This window comes from Hydromonas duriensis (assembly GCF_004363775.1).
In the GTDB taxonomy this organism is placed as follows: Bacteria; Pseudomonadota; Gammaproteobacteria; order Burkholderiales; family Burkholderiaceae; genus Hydromonas; species Hydromonas duriensis.
In genome coordinates this window covers 58,416-78,491 of the sequence record NZ_SNZE01000009.1, presented here as the reverse complement: position 1 = coordinate 78,491, position 20,076 = coordinate 58,416, and the positions used below count along the sequence as shown (strand labels likewise).

16 protein-coding genes are annotated in these 20,076 nt (G+C 47.5%); 4 read left to right on the top strand and 12 right to left on the bottom strand.

Annotation, left to right across the window (positions count from 1 at the left end):
- Positions 1–118: 118 nt before the first annotated feature.
- The 3 genes from leuS to holA are packed head-to-tail and all read left to right on the top strand — an operon-like array spanning position 119 to position 4,408.
- Positions 119–2,866, top strand: coding sequence for a leucine--tRNA ligase (leuS, locus tag DFR44_RS05780; RefSeq protein WP_133619981.1), 2,748 nt, complete (start codon positions 119–121; stop codon positions 2,864–2,866).
- 24 nt (positions 2,867–2,890) lie between these two features.
- Positions 2,891–3,397 (top strand): LPS-assembly lipoprotein LptE, encoded by a 507-nt coding sequence (locus DFR44_RS05775; RefSeq protein ID WP_133619979.1) that lies wholly within the window; start codon positions 2,891–2,893, stop codon positions 3,395–3,397.
- 3 nt (positions 3,398–3,400) lie between these two features.
- On the top strand, positions 3,401–4,408 hold the full coding sequence (gene holA, locus DFR44_RS05770) for a DNA polymerase III subunit delta (RefSeq protein ID WP_133619977.1): 1,008 nt from the start codon (positions 3,401–3,403) through the stop codon (positions 4,406–4,408).
- A 14-nt stretch (positions 4,409–4,422) separates the two neighbouring features.
- Here holA and DFR44_RS05765 read toward each other — a convergent pair whose 3' ends face one another.
- From DFR44_RS05765 to lptM, 7 genes are all read right to left on the bottom strand, one after another.
- Positions 4,423–5,472, bottom strand: coding sequence for an ABC transporter ATP-binding protein (locus DFR44_RS05765; protein WP_133619975.1), 1,050 nt, complete (start codon positions 5,470–5,472; stop codon positions 4,423–4,425).
- Positions 5,473–7,119, bottom strand: a complete 1,647-nt coding sequence (locus DFR44_RS05760; protein WP_211336905.1) for an ABC transporter permease — start codon at positions 7,117–7,119, stop codon at positions 5,473–5,475. It lies immediately after the preceding gene.
- 85 nt (positions 7,120–7,204) lie between these two features.
- Entirely contained in the window at positions 7,205–8,266 is a 1,062-nt protein-coding gene (locus DFR44_RS05755; RefSeq protein ID WP_211336904.1) for an extracellular solute-binding protein, read from the bottom strand.
- Between the two features lie 267 nt (positions 8,267–8,533).
- Positions 8,534–8,818 carry a hypothetical protein gene (locus DFR44_RS05750; protein WP_133619973.1) on the bottom strand — a complete coding sequence of 95 codons (285 nt, stop codon included), beginning with the start codon at positions 8,816–8,818 and terminating at the stop codon, positions 8,534–8,536.
- 57 nt (positions 8,819–8,875) lie between these two features.
- On the bottom strand, positions 8,876–11,194 hold the full coding sequence (locus DFR44_RS05745; RefSeq protein WP_133619971.1) for a DNA translocase FtsK: 2,319 nt from the start codon (positions 11,192–11,194) through the stop codon (positions 8,876–8,878).
- A gap of 253 nt (positions 11,195–11,447) precedes the next feature.
- Positions 11,448–12,719, bottom strand: a complete 1,272-nt coding sequence (lysA, locus tag DFR44_RS05740; RefSeq protein WP_133619969.1) for a diaminopimelate decarboxylase — start codon at positions 12,717–12,719, stop codon at positions 11,448–11,450.
- A 36-nt stretch (positions 12,720–12,755) separates the two neighbouring features.
- Positions 12,756–12,899 carry an LPS translocon maturation chaperone LptM gene (lptM, locus tag DFR44_RS11780; protein ID WP_425459561.1) on the bottom strand — a complete coding sequence of 48 codons (144 nt, stop codon included), beginning with the start codon at positions 12,897–12,899 and terminating at the stop codon, positions 12,756–12,758.
- A gap of 61 nt (positions 12,900–12,960) precedes the next feature.
- Between lptM and cyaY the strand changes: the two genes are divergently transcribed.
- A complete protein-coding gene (cyaY, locus tag DFR44_RS05735; protein ID WP_133619967.1) occupies positions 12,961–13,257 on the top strand; it encodes an iron donor protein CyaY in 297 nt (98 codons plus the stop codon).
- Between the two features lie 86 nt (positions 13,258–13,343).
- Here the strand turns inward: cyaY and DFR44_RS05730 are convergent, their stop codons facing one another.
- The 5 genes from DFR44_RS05730 to leuE form a co-directional block, all read right to left on the bottom strand.
- Positions 13,344–13,607, bottom strand: coding sequence for a PsiF family protein (locus tag DFR44_RS05730; protein WP_133619965.1), 264 nt, complete (start codon positions 13,605–13,607; stop codon positions 13,344–13,346).
- A 203-nt stretch (positions 13,608–13,810) separates the two neighbouring features.
- Positions 13,811–15,028, bottom strand: coding sequence for an MFS transporter (locus tag DFR44_RS05725; RefSeq protein ID WP_133619963.1), 1,218 nt, complete (start codon positions 15,026–15,028; stop codon positions 13,811–13,813).
- 105 nt (positions 15,029–15,133) lie between these two features.
- Positions 15,134–18,373, bottom strand: coding sequence for a carbamoyl-phosphate synthase large subunit (gene carB / locus DFR44_RS05720; protein ID WP_133619961.1), 3,240 nt, complete (start codon positions 18,371–18,373; stop codon positions 15,134–15,136).
- Between the two features lie 220 nt (positions 18,374–18,593).
- On the bottom strand, positions 18,594–19,265 hold the full coding sequence (locus tag DFR44_RS05715) for a hypothetical protein (RefSeq protein WP_133619959.1): 672 nt from the start codon (positions 19,263–19,265) through the stop codon (positions 18,594–18,596).
- A 105-nt stretch (positions 19,266–19,370) separates the two neighbouring features.
- Entirely contained in the window at positions 19,371–20,075 is a 705-nt protein-coding gene (leuE, locus tag DFR44_RS05710; protein WP_133619957.1) for a leucine efflux protein LeuE, read from the bottom strand.
- Position 20,076: the final 1 nt, after the last annotated feature.

The window sequence follows — 20,076 nt, the reverse complement described above, 5'->3', positions numbered from 1 at the left end:
GATATTTTCATCACCCAATCACCAATAAAGAATCCACAAACATTTGGCAAGAACACCTTGCATCAACCACACGTTTTATATTCGTTCAACCCTATCAGCAATTCATATTGAAGCCATTATGACCACGCCCTCAACACCTTACAACCCATCCGCCCTTGAAACTGCCGTTCGCGCCACTTGGCAAGCAGGCGACGTGTACACCGTCACCGAAAACAAAGATAAACCCAAGTTTTATGCCTGCTCAATGTTGCCCTATCCTTCGGGCAAATTACACATGGGGCACGTGCGCAACTACACCATCAACGACGTGATGACGCGCCAACTGCGCATGAAAGGCTACAACGTGTTGATGCCGATGGGCTGGGATGCCTTTGGCATGCCCGCAGAAAATGCCGCAATGACCCACAATGTACCGCCCGCCGCATGGACTTACGACAACATCGCGTACATGAAAAAACAGATGCAAGCCATGGGTTTAGCGATTGATTGGTCACGCGAGTTTGCCACCTGCCAACCTGAATACTACCGTTGGAACCAATGGTTTTTCTTAAAAATGCTTGAAAAAGGCATCGCATACCGCAAAACTCAAATCGTCAACTGGGACCCAATTGACCAAACCGTCTTAGCCAACGAGCAAGTCATTGACGGTCGCGGCTGGCGTTCGGGTGCGTTGGTTGAGAAACGCGAGATTCCAGGTTACTACCTCAATATTGCCAATGAAAAATACGCCGAAGAGTTGCTCAAGGACTTGGATGATTTGGGCTGGCCAGAGCGCGTCAAATTGATGCAAAAAAACTGGATAGGCAAAAGCGTCGGCGTGCGTTTCGCTTTCACCCACGACATCAAAAATCAAGTGGGCGAACTGATTCAAGATGGCAAAATGTACGTGTTCACCACCCGCGCCGATACGATTATGGGCGTGACATTCTGCGCAGTGGCTGCCGAGCATCCACTGGCAACGCATGCGGCACAGAACAATCCAGAATTACAAGCCTTCATTGACAAATGCAAACTCGGTTCTGTGATGGAAGCCGACATGGCAACAATGGAAAAAGAAGGCATGAACACAGGCTTGCAGGTCAAACATCCTTTGACGGGCGAGATGATTGATGTGTGGGTCGGTAATTATGTGCTGATGAGTTATGGCGATGGCGCAGTGATGGGCGTGCCTGCGCATGATGAGCGGGATTTTGCGTTTGCTAAAAAATACAAATTAGACATTAAGCCCGTCATCGTGCCGCTCAAACATGCCAATCAATGTGAAAATGGGGGCTATGAAAACACAACAAATATTTCACCCAAGTGGGATTACGAAGATGAAAACACAACAGGCATCGCCCAAGATGGCTGGAAATACGATGATACGCAATGGCTTCCAGAACATGCTGAATATGGCTATTGCATAAATTCAAATATTAAAGACATCAATAGCTTAAATGATTGTAATTTTTACAGGGCTATAAAAATAGTAGCTAACCATTTAGCAACCTTAAAACTCGGCGAACTCAAAACCACCTACCGCTTGCGCGACTGGGGCATCAGCCGTCAACGTTACTGGGGCACACCCATTCCGTTGATTCATTGCGAATCATGCGGGGTCGTGCCTGTGCCCGAAAAAGACTTGCCTGTGGTCTTGCCCGAAGACTGTATCCCCGATGGTTCGGGCAATCCGCTGAATAAACGCGAAGACTTTTTAAACGTCGCTTGCCCAAGCTGCGGCAAGCCTGCGCGTCGCGAAACAGATACCATGGACACGTTCATTGATTCGTCTTGGTATTACATGCGTTACACCAGCCCGAATGCAGACTCGATGGTCGATGAGCGCAATGATTATTGGATGCCGATGGATCAGTACATCGGCGGGATTGAGCATGCGATTTTGCATTTACTGTACGCCCGCTTTTGGACCAAGGTCATGCGCGACATGGGCTTGGTTAAATTCAACGAGCCATTCAAAAATCTACTCACGCAAGGCATGGTGTTGAACGAAACGTATTATCGCGAAAAAGATAACGGCCAAAAAATTTGGTTTAACCCTGCGGATGTCGAAGTCGAACACGATGACAAAGGTCGCCCAATTGCCGCCAAGCTCAAAGCCGATGGCCAAGCCGTCCACATTGGTGGCACGGAAAAAATGGCGAAATCAAAAAACAATGGCATTGACCCACAAGCCTTGATTGAACAATACGGCGCGGATACCGCCCGCCTGTTCACCATGTTTGCTTCACCACCTGAACAAACGTTGGAATGGTCGGATTCGGGTGTTGAGGGTTCTCACCGTTTCTTGAAACGGGTATGGAATTTTTGCCAGTCCCAAAAAGACAGCATCGCAGCCTTGAATACCGCTGAATTAACGCCGAGCGCGGCAGCAAAAGAATTGCGCTTCACGGTGCATACCTTGCTCAAACAAATCAACTTTGATTACGAGCGTTTGCAATACAACACGGTCGCTTCTGGTTGCATGAAGCTGCTGAATGAGTTGGAAACGGCGTGCAAAAATGACACCGCGTCATTGGGCAAAGCCTTGCCCGAAGCGGTTTCGATTTTAATCCGTGCGTTGTACCCCATCGTGCCGCACATGACGTATCAGTTATGGCAAGACTTGGGGTATGCAAACGACCTCGGCGATTTGCTTGATGTCGCATGGCCTGAGTGTGATGCCAGCGCACTTGAGCGTAACGATGTGACGTACATGGTTCAAGTGAATGGCAAATTGCGCGACCAGTTGACGGCCGCTAAAACCGCTGACAAAGATGTGTTACAAAGCATGGCGTTGGCGTTGCCCAATGTACAAAAATTCACCGAGGGGCTGACTGTGAAAAAATTCATTGTCGTGCCCAATAAACTCATTAATATCGTTGTCTAATCTAAAACCTAGATAGGGTGCGCCATGTTTTCAGCTAAAAAATTTGTCATTGCCTCCTTCGCCACCATGCTTATGACTGCATGTGGTTTTCACCTGCGCGGCGCAACAAGCATGACGGCGGTCACATACAGCACCTTATCTATCGTTGCCGACCAAAAAAGCAACTTAACCACTCAGTTGCAAGACATCATGCGCGGCCAAGTGATTTTGGTTAAACCGCCTGCGCCCGCACAAGTCATTGCAGAAATTGGCGAAATCAGTCACAGCAAAGCGGTATCGAACACCAATTCGGCGGGGCGCGCGGTCGAGTACCGCTTAACGACATCCGCCACCTTGCAAGCCTATACGGCTCAAAAAAATCAACTGATTCCGCCCTCGCGCATTTCAGTCTCACGCACCTTATCCGCAGGCGATGGTTACGACACCAGTTTGGACTTAGAAACCGCGCGCTTATACAATGACCTCGACATTGAACTGGCGACGCAAATGCAATATCGCTTACGTTCAATCAAGCTCTCAGCAAGCAAATAAAGTATGGCTCACTCTTTTCGCTCACCGCTCAAATCGTTGTACCTCATCAGCTCTGATGAAGTGCTGTTGACCCAAGAAACCGTTGATGCTTTGCGTGCGACTGCTCGCGCTGAAGGCTACACCGAACGAGAAGTATTGAATGTCGAAGGGCGTTTTGACTGGGGGCAACTCACCGAGTCCATGCAAAGCCTGTCGCTGTTTGGCGAGCGGAAAATTGTTGAGTTGCGCATTCCCTCGGGCAAGCCCGGCAAAGACGGCAGTGATGCATTGAAGTATTTAACCGCTCAACTCTCTGACGACACGCTCATTATCATCACCTTACCCAAACTCGATAAAACCAGCAAAAACAGTGTTTGGTTCAAGGCACTGTCCTCGGCAGGCGAACTGATTGAGATTCAAAACGTTGCGCTGGCGCACTTGCCCCGTTGGATTTCTGAACGCCTAAAAGTCAACGGACAAACCGCCAGTCCCTCCGCATTGCAATTGATGAGCCAACAATTTGAAGGCAACCTCATCGCCGCTCACCAAGAAATTCAAAAACTCGCTTTACTATTCCCTGCGGGGCAGTTGAGCGATGAACAGGTGCAACAAAGTGTTTTCAACGTCGCGCGTTACGATGTATTTGGACTATCAGAAGGTCTGCTGGCGGGCGATACTGCCCGCGTCTGTCGAATGATTGAAGGGCTAAAAGCCGAAGGCGAATCGATTGTTCTGGTGCTATGGGCGTTAACTGAAGATGTGCGCACTTTAACCGCACTCAAACATGATGTACAACAAGGCGAGTCGCTCGGAAGCGCGATGCGCAATCGCCGTGTTTGGGGCGCACGAGAAAAACTCATGCCGCAAGCCATTCAAGCATTGAGTCTAGCATTTTTAAAAAATGCCCTGCAACGCACGCATGAGTTAGACCGACTCGCCAAGGGTCTGACTAAGGGCGATGTTTGGGATGCCACCTTGCAACTGGCGAGCCAAATTGCCTTGCGCATCCAGCAAAAAAACGCGCCCAAATAAACGAATGACATGAGCTACTGATTTTTGTCTCTTGGAAAAAAATTCCAATGCTCTAAGTCAAGATACAGCCCAATTGTTTCACCTATTTCATGACAATGATGGCTGGGCACTTGCGCCAATACTTCTTGTCCTGAAGGCATTTTCAACGTGTACATAAAGTCCGTACCTCGGAACACCTTAGATGTGACGACTGCTGTTGAAGTGACCTTATCATCGTGTATTAAATCATCGGGACGAATCAGCACATCCAGCACATCACCCTCTTGCATCATATGCAAGGCGGGCACTGCAAACTCGCCCCACTCCAGACAAATACGTTGCTTGCCCGTCACCACGCCACGCACAAACACACCTTGCCCAATAAAATCAGCGACATAACGGGTGCTCGGTTTGTGGTACAAAACATAAGGCGAATCCCATTGTTCGATTCGCCCTTGATGCATCACCCCCACCATATCCGCGACAGCAAATGCTTCATTTTGGTCATGCGTCACCATGATGGCAGTCACACCTTCTGACTTGAGAATGTCACGCACTTCACGGGCCAAGCGTTCACGTAACTCAACATCCAAACTTGAAAAAGGCTCATCAAGCAGCAACAATTTAGGGCGTGGTGCCAACGAACGTGCCAAGGCTACGCGCTGTTGTTGTCCACCAGACAACTCATGCGGAAACAATTTGTCATAGCCTTCCAGGTGAATCAAGGTGAGCAATTGTTGCACTCGCGCTTCACGAGTCTTTTTTGCCCACTTGAACAAACCGAAGCCTATATTATCCGCCACAGTTAAATGTGGAAACAGCGCATGGTCCTGAAACACCATACCAATTTGACGCTCGTGTGCGGGCATATGCACGTGTGCAGCACTTAACACCTGCCCGCTCATGCTAATTTGCCCCGACTGAATACGTTCAAAACCTGCAATTGTCCTTAACACCGTGGACTTTCCGCTTCCAGAGCCACCGAGCAAACATGCAATTTCACCTGCATTCAACTCAAAACTCAAATCCGTCAACACGTTCTTATGACCGTAACTGTGTTTAATGTGACTGACTTTTAAATCCATTTAAATATTTCCTTTTTGATGTCCTTGCCAAGCCAAATACAACACAGGGCACAAGCCCGACACAATCAAAGCCAAAGAAGGCAACGCCGCTTCTCTCCACAAGCCTTCGGTCGTTAGAGAAAAAATTCGCACCGACAATGTTTCCCAGCCGAATGGGCGCGTCATCAGCGTCATCGGCATTTCTTTCATCACATCGACAAAAACCATCAACATCGCCGTCAACACACCACCGCGCGTTAAAGGTAAATAAACACGCCACATCATCGACCAAGCATTCAACCCCAAGGAGCGTGCCGCTCGCTCTTGACTCACCGTGACCCGCTGCATCGCACCATCCACGGAGGAAAACCCCACTGCCAAAAAACGAACAACATACGCCCACATCATGACCCACAAAGAGCCTTTTAAAATTGCGCCACTGGCCACATTCAACCCCAATGAGCCAATGAGCCAATTGTCCAACCACGCCACGGGCACAAACACACCAACCGCCAATACAGTCCCCGGCACAGCGTAGCCCAAAGTCGACGCCATGACCAACGCCGATACCCACGGTGAGCGTGTACGCCGTTTAAACACACTCATGCACAAAGCCACTGTCGTAACGCTCAAAGCCGCTATCGCCGACAAGCCCAATGAGCCTCGTACAAACGCCATAAAATCAGTGTTTAAATCCACACGCCAAGTCGGCCACGCCCAAATCAATAACTGTCCAACGGGCAACACAAAGGCTAAACCCAACACGATGACACACCATGAGATTACGCCGCACGCAGCCCAACCGCGTAAAAGTGTACGTTGATTTTTGCTCGCCGAGCCGACCGCAATGTACGATCTTTGACCACGAACAATGCGCTCAATCGACACAACCGTCACCACGCCTAAGAGCAAAAATCCCGCCAACTGCATTGCCGTCGATAGCGAGAATAGCGCGAACCACGCTTTATACACCCCAGTGGTCAAGGTATCGTAATTGAATATTGAAACCGCACCAAAATCTGCCAATGTTTCCATCGCCACCAGCATCACGCCACCAACCAACCACGGTCGCGCCATCGGCAAAGCCACTCGCCAAAAAGCAATTCGTGGCGAGTAACCAAAGGACTGCCCCACCTCAAGCGCACGTCGCCCCATCGATTGAAAGGCAATCCGCGCCAACAAATACACATAAGGATAAAAGGCCAAACTCATCACCAACGCCACCCCAGCCGCACTGCGTAAAGGGAAAAACGCCTGTACATTTGCACCTAAAATTGCGCGCAAAAATGATTGAACAGGTCCTGTGTAATCAAACAAACCAAGTTGTGTAAAGGCCATGACATACGCAGGCATTGCCAACGGCAGCATCAATGCCCATTCAAAAAAACGCCGCCCTTTAAAGTCATGCATGGTCACCCACCACGCCAACGATGTGCCTATCAATAACGCAAACAACGACACCAACAACAGCAAAATGACGGTGTTCCAAATCAGCAGCGACAATTGATTGTGTTTGATATGTTGCCAAACCGTATCATCTGCTTGCCCCATCGACGACAAAATAACAAACAATGGCAGTAAAGTCACACTACTGAGCAGCAACAAGCCCGAAGCATTGGCATCAAAAGAACCACCTAAACAATTTAATAATGACTTCAATCGATTCAATTAAAGCTTTCTATTTTTAAATAAAAAATAAGCCCGCAACCTCATCATGAACGAGATTACGGGCCTTACGTTATTCATTCATTTATTATTTATAGCCCATTTTATCCATCAACATCACGGCTTGTGCTTGAACCGCGCCCGCTTGGCTGACATTGATTGGGTTTTGTTTGAACTCCCCCCACTGATTCACAATGGTACTGGGCTTGACCTTGATATTCACAGGGTATTCTAAATTGCTATCGGCAAACATGCCTTGGGCTTTTTCAGAATACAACCACTCCATAAATTTCACAGCCTGCTCTTTGTGTTTCGCATATTTCACTACGCCCGCACCTGATACGTTCACATGCGTGCCTTTCGCTTTTTGATTCGCCCAAAAGAGAGTCACATTCAGGTTAGGATTTTTATCAAGCATACGACCGTAGTAATAGGTATTGGCAATCCCAACATCACATTGACCCGCATCAATTGCCTCTAACAATTTAGTATCGTCAGGGAATACAGGAGCAGCTAAATTATCAACCCAGCCTTTTACTGTTTTTTCGGTAGCGGCCTGACCATCTTCGGCAATGAGCATGGCCACTAAGGATTGGTTATACACTTTTTTCGACGTGCGCAAGCACAGTTTACCCGCCCATTTGCTTGAAGCCAAGTCTTGATAAGTAGACAGTTGTTCAGGCTTGACCTTATCTTTATTAAAGAAAATTGTACGAGCACGCACCGATAAACCAAACCACTCATTGTTCGGGTCCCGTAAATGTGATGGGATATTAGCAGTCAACACTGAGGAGTCTATTGCTTGTAATAAGCCTTTTTGAGTCGCTTGCCACAAGTTACCTGCATCCACCGTCATCAAAACATCGGCGGGTGTATTCGCACCTTCAGCCGCTAAACGCTCCATCAACGGACCCTCTTTATCCGATACAAAGACCACTTTCACGCCTGTTTCTTTTTCATAAGCATCGGTAATGGGCTTAATCAATTGCTCTGAGCGCGAAGTGTAAAGCACTAACTGAGCATCAGTAGGTACAGCTGTTGATGCACTTGTATTTTCCAAAGGTTTTACATCCACTTTCGATTCAGTTTTTTCACCACATCCCACTAAAACCACGGTACTTAAAGCCAACGCCAACATAGATGCTTTCATCTTCGCTTCACTCCTCTTCATATTCAAACATATTCAAAAAATTAAATCAAAACCACGACCAAGACCAAATTAATAATTCAGCCCAATAAAGTTATACTAACACAAATGATAATAATTATCATAATCAAAAATTTATTTTATTTTTAAAAATGCAGAAGTTGACTTAGAAGTGACAGTTTTTTTAATAATCGAAGTAAATTCAGAGATAACCATATAAAAATCCGAGCAAACAGCTCGGATTTTTAACTGATATCTTCATTCACTGCATTACTTGGGCATGCTGCACGTATCTTGTACGGTAGGTTTAGCATCGCAAGGCTTCACTTGTTTATCGGAACCGTGATTGGCTTGATGCTTTTTATTATTTTTCTTAGTATGTTTGTTCATGTCTGTTTTTTTCTGCATGGTGGTTTTCTCCATGTCAGAATGATGCGCGTGCCCCGTGTGCTCTGATGCTGTCATTTTATCTGTATTTTGTGCATGGGCAACCCCGAGCAAAGCCATCGTCATTGCACTGGTTACACAAACGGATTGAATCCAATTTAAAGCCATATCATCCTCCTAAGTTAATTAAACAACATTCTTTAAACATCAAATCAAGCGCGCACATTACTCATGCGACGGTGCAAGCACCTCACGATTGCCGTTGCTTTGCATGCTGCTCACAACGCCACTTTTTTCCATTTGGTCAAGCAAACGCGCCGAGCGATTGTAACCGATACGCAATTCACGTTGTACATAAGAAATGGAAGCACGACGACTCTTAATCACCAAAGCGACCGCCTGATCATAGAGCGCATCGACTTCTTCAGCGTTGCTATCCGAATCGCCAAACTCGGCATCGCCTTCAGAGCCACCCGATAAAATCTCATCGAGATAATCAGGCTCACCCTGCAACTTCAAACTCTCGACAACACGATGCACTTCATCATCAGAAGCAAACGCGCCATGCACACGAATGGGCATGCCTAAGCCCGAGGGCAAGTACAGCATGTCACCTTGCCCCAGCAGGGCTTCTGCGCCTTGTTGGTCAAGAATGGTGCGTGAGTCAATTTTGCTGGATACTTGAAAGGCCATACGGGTTGGCACGTTGGCTTTAATTAAGCCCGTAATCACGTCTACGCTGGGGCGTTGGGTCGCTAAAATTAAATGAATGCCTGCCGCTCGAGCTTTTTGGGCAATACGCGCAATGAGTTCCTCGATTTTTTTACCGACCACCATCATTAAGTCCGCTAATTCATCAATAACGATGACAATATTGGGCAGGCGACCGAGCGGTTCAGGTGCATCTGGCGTGAGGCTAAATGGGTTGGGCACATGTTCTTCTTTTGCTTTAGCCTCATCAATTTTTTTATTGTAGCCCGCCAAGTTGCGCACACCGAGTTTACTCATCAACTTGTAGCGTTTTTCCATCTCACCCACGGCCCAATTCAAAGCATGGCCTGCTTGACGCATGTCGGTGACAACGGGACACAACAGGTGTGGGATGCCTTCGTACACGCTCATTTCAAGCATTTTGGGGTCAATCAAAATTAAACGCACATCGGCGGGTTCGGCTTTATACAAAAATGACAAAATCATGGTGTTGATACCAACCGACTTCCCTGAGCCCGTCGTCCCTGCAACGAGCAAATGGGGCATTTTAGCCACGTCCGCCACCACGGGTTTACCACCAATGTCTTTGCCTAAAGCCACTGTTAAGGGCGAATGCGAATCATGGAACAGTTGTGAACCGATGATTTCTGACAGGCGAACGATTTGCCGTTTAGGATTGGGCAATTCCAAGGCCATGCAATTTTTACCTGGAATCGTTTCAACCACACGAATCGACGTCATGGCGAATGAACGTGCTAAATCTTTGGCCAAATTAACGATTTGACTGCCCTTCACGCCTGTTGCAGGTTCTATCTCATAACGTGTCACGACAGGGCCTGGATACGCTGCGACCACAGTCACTTCAACATTAAAATCACGCAGTTTTTTCTCAATCAAGCGCGATGTAAATTCCAGCGTGTCGGTTGATACGGTTTCTTGGTGCGGGTCTGCGGGGTCGAGTAAAGACAATTCGGGCAAGGCGGTGTTGTTCATCTCACTAAACAACGACACTTGCTTTTCTTTGTGCACACGTTCAGATTGGACGACTGGGGGCGCAGGCGGGGCAATAATCACGGGGGGCGCGGTCTCAATGCGTTGTTTCTCCTGCTCCAATACGCGCTCACGCGCAGCAGCGACCACTTCGCCGACCTTTTCATCTTCTTTGGCCGTCACGTAAGTTTTGATGCTCAAAAATAAATGTTCAATGACTGTGCCGACTTTTTCACACACACTCAGCCACGAGAAATTAAAAAACCAACTCAAGCCCGCACAAAAAAACACCAGTAGCAATAAAGTGGTAAAAATCTGACCAACGACCATGCTTAGGCCACCTGAAATCATATTGCCCAACACACCGCCTGCTTTGTACGGCAAAGCAATTGACCAGCCTTCCATATGGCGGGCTTCCAAGCCCATACTGGCAAATAGCAAAACCGCAAAACCCAAACGGAATAAAAATTTATCACGAGAGATGTCGGCATTCTCCAAGATGGCTTGACGCTCTTCGCTTGAAAATAAACTTAGATGTAAAAACCGACGGTACCCCACCCAAATAATCAAGCCACATAAAACCACCCACCAGTAAGCGGATAGCCCAAACACGTATAAAGTCATATCCGCCACCCAAGCACCAAGCGCCCCCACCCAATTATAAATACGGGGTTGTTGACTGCTCACATGGTTAAACCCAGGGTCGCGCGCATCATACGACACAAGCATGAGCAACAATGCCACCCCTAAAACGGCGAACAACACCCACTTCATCTCACGCAACAACTGGCTGGCTCGCTCGGACAACGAAGGGGTCTTGAATATCTCTGGTTTTGTGGACATGAAACAAAATCCTAAGTAAATACGGGAAAAGTAAACGCCTACTTTTCCCGTGCTTTAATGTTTTCATCAACACAGGCTGACAAAAATAAAAAATAAAATCAATGTATTAGCAAACATCTCATTGTACGTGTTGAAAAACACCGAAATGATTATGACTAAAAAAAGTAGTGTTATTTTAACGCGAGAGCGGCTTCTCATGTAGAGAAGCCGCTCAAAAAAGTCATTTTATGTACATTGCTGACCTGAACGCATTTTATTCGGGGATGCGCTCATCTGCCCACAACGATGCCAATGTGTCACGCTCACGAATCACATGCACTGTGCTGCCATCGACCAATAACTCCGCAGGGCGTTGGCGTGAATTGTAATTAGACGCCATCGTCATGCAATACGCACCCGCACTCAAAACCGCCAACACATCTCCAGCCTGCACTGCCAACTCGCGGTCTTTAGCCAGCCAATCGGTTGACTCACACACAGGGCCAACAACATCATAATGTTGCGCAGCCACCGCACTGGCATCATGCTCATCAATATTCACCACTTGCATCCATGCCTCATATAAGGCTGGGCGAATCAAATCATTCATCCCCGCATCAACAATGGCAAAGTTTTTGTGTTGTGTCGGCTTAAGATACTCCACCTCGGTCAACATCAAACCCGCATTCGCAACCAAAGAGCGACCTGGCTCAAACATCAAGGCATGATTAAAACCCGCTTCGCGCAGGCCATTCAAAGCCTGCTCCACTAAAGATGCAGCTGTGGGCGGCACTTCATCGCGATAACGCACCCCCAAACCACCGCCCAAATCAATGTGTTCAAGTGTAATGCCATGTTCAGCCAATTGCTTGACGAGCCCGAATAAGCGATTCTGCGCATCCAAATACGGGGTCAACGAGGTCAATTGTGAACCGATATGATAATCAATGCCGATGATGTTCAAACCAGACAAACTCGCCGCGTATTGATAAGCCGCCAGCGCTTCTGTGTGGTCGATGCCAAATTTATTTTCTTTTAAACCCGTTGAGATATACGGATGGGTTTTTGCATCGACATCAGGATTGATGCGCAACGAGATGGGCGCACGTTTGCCCAAGCGGGTTGCCACGGCATGCAGGCGGTCAAGTTCCGCAAGCGACTCAACGTTAAAGCAATGAATCCCTTCGTTCAAGGCAAATTCAATTTCTTTAACACTTTTAGCCACCCCAGAAAATACCACCCGATGCGCAGGCGCACCTGCCGCCAATACCCGAGCAATTTCACCCTGCGACACCGTGTCAAAAAACGCGCCTTGTCGTGCAAAAAAATTCAAAATCGCTATATTTGAATTGGCTTTAACCGCATAACAAATATGAATGGGGCGATCTGCAGGCACTTGCCATGCTTGCCAAGCCTCTGACAAGGCGGCTTTGGAATACACATACAAAGGCGTTCCATAATCAGCCGCCAGTTTTTTCAAACCCACATTTTCAAGGACTAAAGTTTGGTTTTCACGGCGTAAAGTGGTAATAGGATAAGGCGTCATTATGCTGTCTTAAAGTTAATTTTAAAAATGGAAAAACTATTTGACCGAAATTGAAGTTGGAGCGGTCACCGATGGCAACGGCGTCGCATCAGGCATATACAGCGGCCCTCTGTATCCACACGCCACACACAACAACGTCGCCACAGCACACAAGAGCCATCGTTGAATCACGGTTCTCATATATAATCCTTTATTCATCAAGCGCACTCGCACAATTTGCTCATTTGCCAAAGGGTCTATTATGACGGAAACTGAATTTTTACAACAGGTAAAAATCTTATTCGACGATATCAGCGAAAAAGTTGAACAAAACCACACTGACTTGGACATCCTCGCCCACGGTGCGGTGCTTGAAATTGAAAATGACGACGGTCAAAAAGTCATTGTCAACCAACAAGCAGCGATGAACGAAGTTTGGCTTGCCTCGCGTGAAGGCGGGTATCACTTCAAGTTTGCAAACGGAGAATGGCTCAACACCCGTGACAACGCGAATTTTTGGTCGTATCTCGAACGCGCACTGCAACTACTCGACAACTGAAACATCCAAACACGTCATACGGATGAGGGTACAAAAAAGCACAGTGAGCACACTGTGCTTTTTTACTCACCCAATCGTTGAAGGGTTTACTTACTCAAACAAGTTTTCATAAAGGCTTGGCGGTCAGCGCCTTTTTTGTCTTTGGCTTGTACGTTGCACGTTTTCATTTTTTCGCGTTGAGCCAATTGAGCCGCGCTGGGTTCTTTTTTAGCAGTAGCGGTTGCTTTAGCGGCGGCTTGCGGTGCTTTAGTCGTCGTCATTGTTGTCGTTGACATCGGCGTTTGTGCAAAAACAGCCGCAGAAGTTAAGCCCAAAACAGTTGCAATCGCAATGCCTGTTAATTTTTTCATGATTGTATGTCCTTTAGCGTCGATAAATATACTTTGTCTTGTTGTAACAAGAGCTTCTCTTGTATGAGTTCATCATAAAAAAGCCCAGACGTAAGTATATTTAATTATTGTTGTTAATTGTTTATAAATTAAAACAAAAATAACCCATCAAACACTTCGTCAACAATCATGTATCACACATTCACTCTTAAATTTCTTACAACTTATGCAATCTCTGCACGCACTTGCATTGCGTATAAGGTTGCAACACGACTTAAAATTACATACAACACAACACTCATCACGCTGCACGCGACAAAACCCGCCACACCCCAGCTAAAATACGCCCACTTAAACACCTCAACGCCCAAAGCGTAACCGAGCATGTGCATCATGCCAAGCAAGGCCGAGGTCACGCCGTAAGGACGGTCTGAGGCGGTCATGGCGAAACGGTACAACACCGACATCGAAATGCCTTCGCCAAAAGCAAACAAACAAATCCCTGCGGTCAGCATGCCAATCGTCTGCCAACCGAAACCCGCTACGACCAATGCAATCGAGCCAAGTACAAAAAACACATAGCTGTAGATCACGGACGCGCCCAAACGCCACACTTTTGTCCGATGAGCCAAAACAAAATTGCTGAGAATTAAAAACGCAAAAATTGGCATTTGCAACAATCCATACGCAAAACTGCTCAGTTGATAATCCGAGACAATGATGGTGGGTGCTAAGGCAATCCAACTGACCAGCGGAATGCTCATGAATGGAATGGATAAAGAGGTCAACATAAAATGTCGATGCGCCAATAAATGTCCAAAATCATGGGCAATTTTTTTGATGGGCATCTTGTGTTTACTTGGCTTCACTGTCTCGGGCATGTAGCGAAGCAGCCCAACAAACGACACGCTCGCCAATGATGCAATGATGACAAACGCCCAACGCCAAGGCCAGTGATTAACAAAAACACTGCCTACAATCGGGCCTACCAACGGCGCCATCATCGCCACATTGGCCATCAACGCGCTGATTTGCACGGCGGTTTTTTCTTCAAAAGCCTCTTGAATCACGGCATGACCAACCGCCCCAATAAACGATAAGGCAACACCTTGCAACACGCGCAAAAACAGAAAATGATAAATGTCATTCGCCCACCACATGGCCAAGCAAGCCGTGATGAAAAAAGCAACGCCCGACAACAAAACGCGTCGCCGTCCGACACGATCGGACAAAGGGCCAAACAACCACTGAAAAATCACACCACCAAATAAAAAAGCACTCATCGCCGAGGCGTTCCATGTCGCATCGACACCGAACTCGCGCGTGATGACAAGCATGGCTGGTTGAATCAAGTCATTGGTGATGTAAACGCAAAATTCGAAGATGACCAATGCCAGCGGAAACAGCATGGTTTTGCGATTAAGTTGTGTGATGAGCGTCATATATATTTTTCATAAATTTAGGCGGGATATACCCGCCCAAATTTAATTTACTGTTCAAAAACTAAGTTAAAAGCCAGATGCTACTTTTTTCGTATGGTTTATGGTTTATAAACTCGCGTGCAAGCCCTGCAAGTCATACACCTTGATTTCGTGCAAATGCTTCATGCCCTCAACCGCGGCTTCAGCGCCCGCCACCGTGGTTTGGTACGTGATGCGTTGCGCCAAAGCCGTGGTGCGAATCGAGCGAGAGTCCGCAATCGCATCTTTGGTTTCGTCTACCGTTGTAAACACCAAAGCAATTTCACCATTTTTCATGGCATCGACAATGTGCGGGCGACCTTCTTTCACTTTATTGATGCGTTGGACGGGCAAGCCCGCCGCTTGCAAATCTTCGGCCGTACCGCCTGTGGCGCAAATTGAGTAACCGAGCTGCACCAGTTCAGCGGCGATTTTACGCATCGCGGGTTTATCACGGTTTTTTACGCTGATGAACACTTGACCGCTGGCAGGTAAGCGCGTGGAGGCGGCCAATTGGCTCTTGTACAAAGCCTCGCCGAAGGTTGTGCCCACCCCCATGACCTCACCTGTTGAACGCATTTCAGGACTGAGCACGGGGTCGACACCTGGGAATTTATTGAACGGGAACACGGCTTCTTTGACGCTGAAATACGGCGGCACGATTTCTGTCGTACAGCCCAATTGCGCTAAAGTTTGACCCGCCATCACGCGTGCGGCGATTTTCGCCAACGGCTGTCCAATCGCTTTCGAGACAAACGGCACGGTGCGCGAGGCACGCGGATTGACTTCGAGCACATAAATCACGTCTTCGCCACCGTTGTTTTGAATCGCAAATTGCACATTCATCAAACCGACCACTTTTAAGGCACGCGCCATTTCAGCCGTTTGGCGTTTGATTTCATCAATGGTGGCGGCGGATAAATAATACGGTGGCAATGAGCACGCCGAGTCGCCCGAATGCACGCCCGCTTGTTCGATGTGCTCCATCACCGCGCCAATCAACACTTGCCCTGTCGCATCGCAAATGCAGTCAACATCGGCCTCAATCGCATCATCTAAGAAGCGGTCAAGCAACACAGGCGAGTCATTCGAGACTTTAACCGCTTCGCGCATGTAACGCTCTAAGTCAGAACGTTCATGCACGATTTCCATCGCCCGTCCGCCCAAGACATACGAGGGGCGCACCACCAGCGGATAACCAATTTCATCCGCCAAGCGCAAGGCTTCGTCTTCGGTACGCGCCGTGCGATTTGGCGGTTGACGCAAGTTCAAATCATGCAGAAGTTTTTGGAAGCGTTCGCGGTCTTCCGCCAAGTCAATCGAATCAGGGGACGTGCCAATAATCGGCACGCCTGCTGCCTCTAAGCCAAGCGCGAGTTTCAACGGTGTTTGTCCACCGTACTGCACAATCACGCCAATGGGCTTCTCCACTTCAACAATTTCCAGCACATCTTCTAAAGTCACAGGCTCAAAATACAAACGGTCGGACGTGTCATAATCAGTCGAAACGGTTTCAGGGTTGCAGTTGACCATGATGGTTTCATAACCGTCATCGCGCAAAGCCAAGGCCGCGTGCACGCAGCAATAGTCAAACTCAATCCCTTGACCGATGCGGTTTGGCCCGCCGCCCAAAACCATGATTTTTTTGTTGCCAGTTGGATTGGCTTCGCATTCAGCGTCGTAGCTCGAATACATGTACGCGGTGTCGGTGGCAAATTCCGCCGCGCACGTGTCCACGCGTTTATACACAGGACGCACGCCAAGCGCATGTCGTACCGCACGCACGGCTTCATCCGTGACGTTCAACAATTGCGCCAAGCGGCGGTCAGAAAAACCTTTTTGCTTCAAAGCACGCATGTCAACTGCATCAATGCTCGCCAAGGTTTGGCTCGCCACATGCGCTTCTAACTTAACAATTTCTTCAATTTGCACCAAGAACCAACGGTCGATTTTGCTGTAATTGAACACCTCATCCACCGACATGCCAACACGGAACGCATCGGCAACGTACAAAATGCGCTTGTCTTTCGGCTCGCGAATTTCTTCGATGATGTCGGCGCGGTCATCGGTCACAGGGTTCAAGCCATCAATGCCCGTTTCTAAACCACGCAAGGCTTTTTGGAACGATTCTTGGAATGTGCGACCAATCGCCATCACCTCACCGACCGACTTCATTTGTGTGGTCAAGTGCGGGTCGGCTTCACGGAATTTTTCAAAAGCAAAACGCGGAATTTTCGTCACAACATAATCAATAGACGGCTCAAACGAAGCAGGCGTTTGACCGCCTGTAATGTCGTTTTTCAACTCATCCAAGGTGTAACCCACCGCCAATTTAGCAGCGATTTTAGCAATTGGAAACCCCGTGGCTTTTGACGCCAACGCAGATGAACGCGACACGCGCGGATTCATCTCGATGACAATCATGCGGCCTGTATCAGGATTGACCGAAAACTGCACGTTCGAGCCGCCCGTATCCACACCAATTTCGCGCAAGACCGCAAGCGACGCATTACGCATGATTTGGTATTCTTTATCCGTCAAAGTTTGCGCAGGCGCAACCGTAATCGAATCACCCGTGTGCACGCCCATCGGGTCCAAGTTTTCGATTGAACAGACGATGATGCAATTGTCTTTTTTGTCGCGCACGACCTCCATCTCGTACTCTTTCCAACCGAGCAAAGACTCCTCAATCAACAATTCATTGGTCGGCGACAAGTCCAAACCGCGTTTGCAAATTTCTTCAAACTCCTCGCGGTTATACGCAATCCCACCGCCCGTACCGCCCATGGTGAACGATGGGCGAATGATGACGGGATAACCCGAATTGTTGTTGGTTTGGGCAATCATCGCATGCACGTTTTGCGCCTCTTCCCATGAATGCGCAATGCCCGACAACGCCGAACCGAGACCGATTTTAGTCATTGCATCTTTAAACTTCATGCGATCTTCCGCCTTATCAATCGCTTCAGGCGACGCGCCAATAAGCTGCACATTGTGCTTCGCCAAAATACCGTGGCGGTGCAAATCCAACGCGCAGTTCAATGCAGTTTGTCCACCCATGGTCGGCAAAATCGCATCGGGCTTTTCCTTCTCGATAATTTTTTCCACCACTTCCCACGTAATCGGCTCGATATAGGTCGCATCCGCCATCTCTGGGTCAGTCATGATGGTCGCTGGGTTCGAGTTCACCAAAATCACGCGGTAACCCTCTTCACGCAAGGCCTTGCACGCTTGCGCCCCCGAATAGTCAAACTCACAGGCTTGCCCAATAATAATCGGCCCCGCGCCGATGATGAGGATGGATTTTAGGTCATTACGTTTTGGCATTTCTTTACTCCAACTTTTTAATTTCAATTCAATCAATAATTCTGACTCGTCATTGCGGGCTTGACCCGCAATCTCCCCGCTAAGGAGATGCCGTGTCAAGCACGGCATGACGTGACTTACCTTTTAAGGACAACCAACAACTTTTGCGTAAGTACCCAGTTAAACTTTCTTACTTGTTTCTCATAAATACGATTACGCTTAAGTTAAGCATGCCCATAGACTAAAACCCAGCTACTTTAGATGCAACATCGTCCAATAAGGGAACCCCCACTTCTTTTGCTGTTGCGATGTATACACTCCCCTTACGTTCAATCAAAACGATAAAGTCATTTCTAACAATCCCATCTTTAGCAAAAGCTATAAAGTGCGAGCGCGACAATCCAAATCCTCCAGCAGACATGCAAAAGCTTCCTGCGAACATAAATGCAACAAACACAGCCATAAAGCTACCTGTTGGACTCTTTAATAACGTAAGAACAAAAAAAACTGTGCAAAATAAAAACATCCAAGGGTACGCTAAACCTAATATTTGGCTATTAAATATTTCCCCCTCAAAGATTACCAAAAGTAAATAAATCAAACTCACAAGTAATATAAGTTTTGAAATAAACACATAATTTCGAAATTCAAATTTTGGTAACAAAGCTACTGTTTCTTCAGGGCTTTTATAAAGTGCCTCAGAAAAAAACATGCGTAATGCAGAAAAAACATATAAAACCAAAATGGGAAAGAAAGATAGTGTTGCGTGTATCAGACCTGAGTACAAAAAATGTTTCCAACTCAACACTTTTAGAGCATTTAATCCGAGCACATAAAAAGCAGAAAGTTCAAATGCTAAACCAAATATAAAAAAAGAAACAACAATAGGTCCAAGCCAAAATATGTTTTTCAATCCTTATTACCTCATTCGATTATGGAGAGCCACAAAATACAAACCACACCAGTTCCCTTAATAACACTCTTAATCCGCAATAGCTTTAGAACTACAATTGCGCTCTCACAACGTCGCCATCGCCAATTTCACCCCAAACCCTAAAAACATCAATCCCACCGTCGCAGTCCCCGCAATCATCCACATGGGGCGAGCGCTAAAGGCGGCCGCCAAACGCGCACCCGCAAAAATCAAGGCACTCAAATACAAAAAGCTCAGTAACTGCAAAATCAATCCCAACACCAAAAATGCAACGTAAGGATGCTCAGCGGTGGGCGAGACAAACTGCAAGAAAAAAGACAACATAAACAAAATTGCCTTCGGGTTAATCAAGCTGATGAATAAAGAGCGTTTGAACGGGCTTAATCCTTTAGGTGTTTTTAAACTGCGCCCTTCCGATGCGTCAAGTTCACTTGCTGCGTTCGACATTTCGGCGACGGTTAATTGGTTGCGATTCGACCAAATCAACCATGCCCCGCGCAGCATTTGTAAGCCCAAATAGCTTAAATACAATGCGCCCGTTATTTTGAGCACAATAAAAATCGAGGGTGCTTCGCGCAACAAAGTGGCTGCGCCCACAACCGCCAGCACCATAATGACCGCATCACCGACAAAGACCCCTGTGGCTGCAGCATAGCCGCTTCGAACGCCTTGCTTCGCAGCGGTAGTGAGCACGTACATGGAGTTTGGTCCTGGCAACAAAATAATGGCAATCGCACCAATCAGATAGGTGGTGATGTCTGTGATGCCGAGTTGGGTGAAAAAATCCATA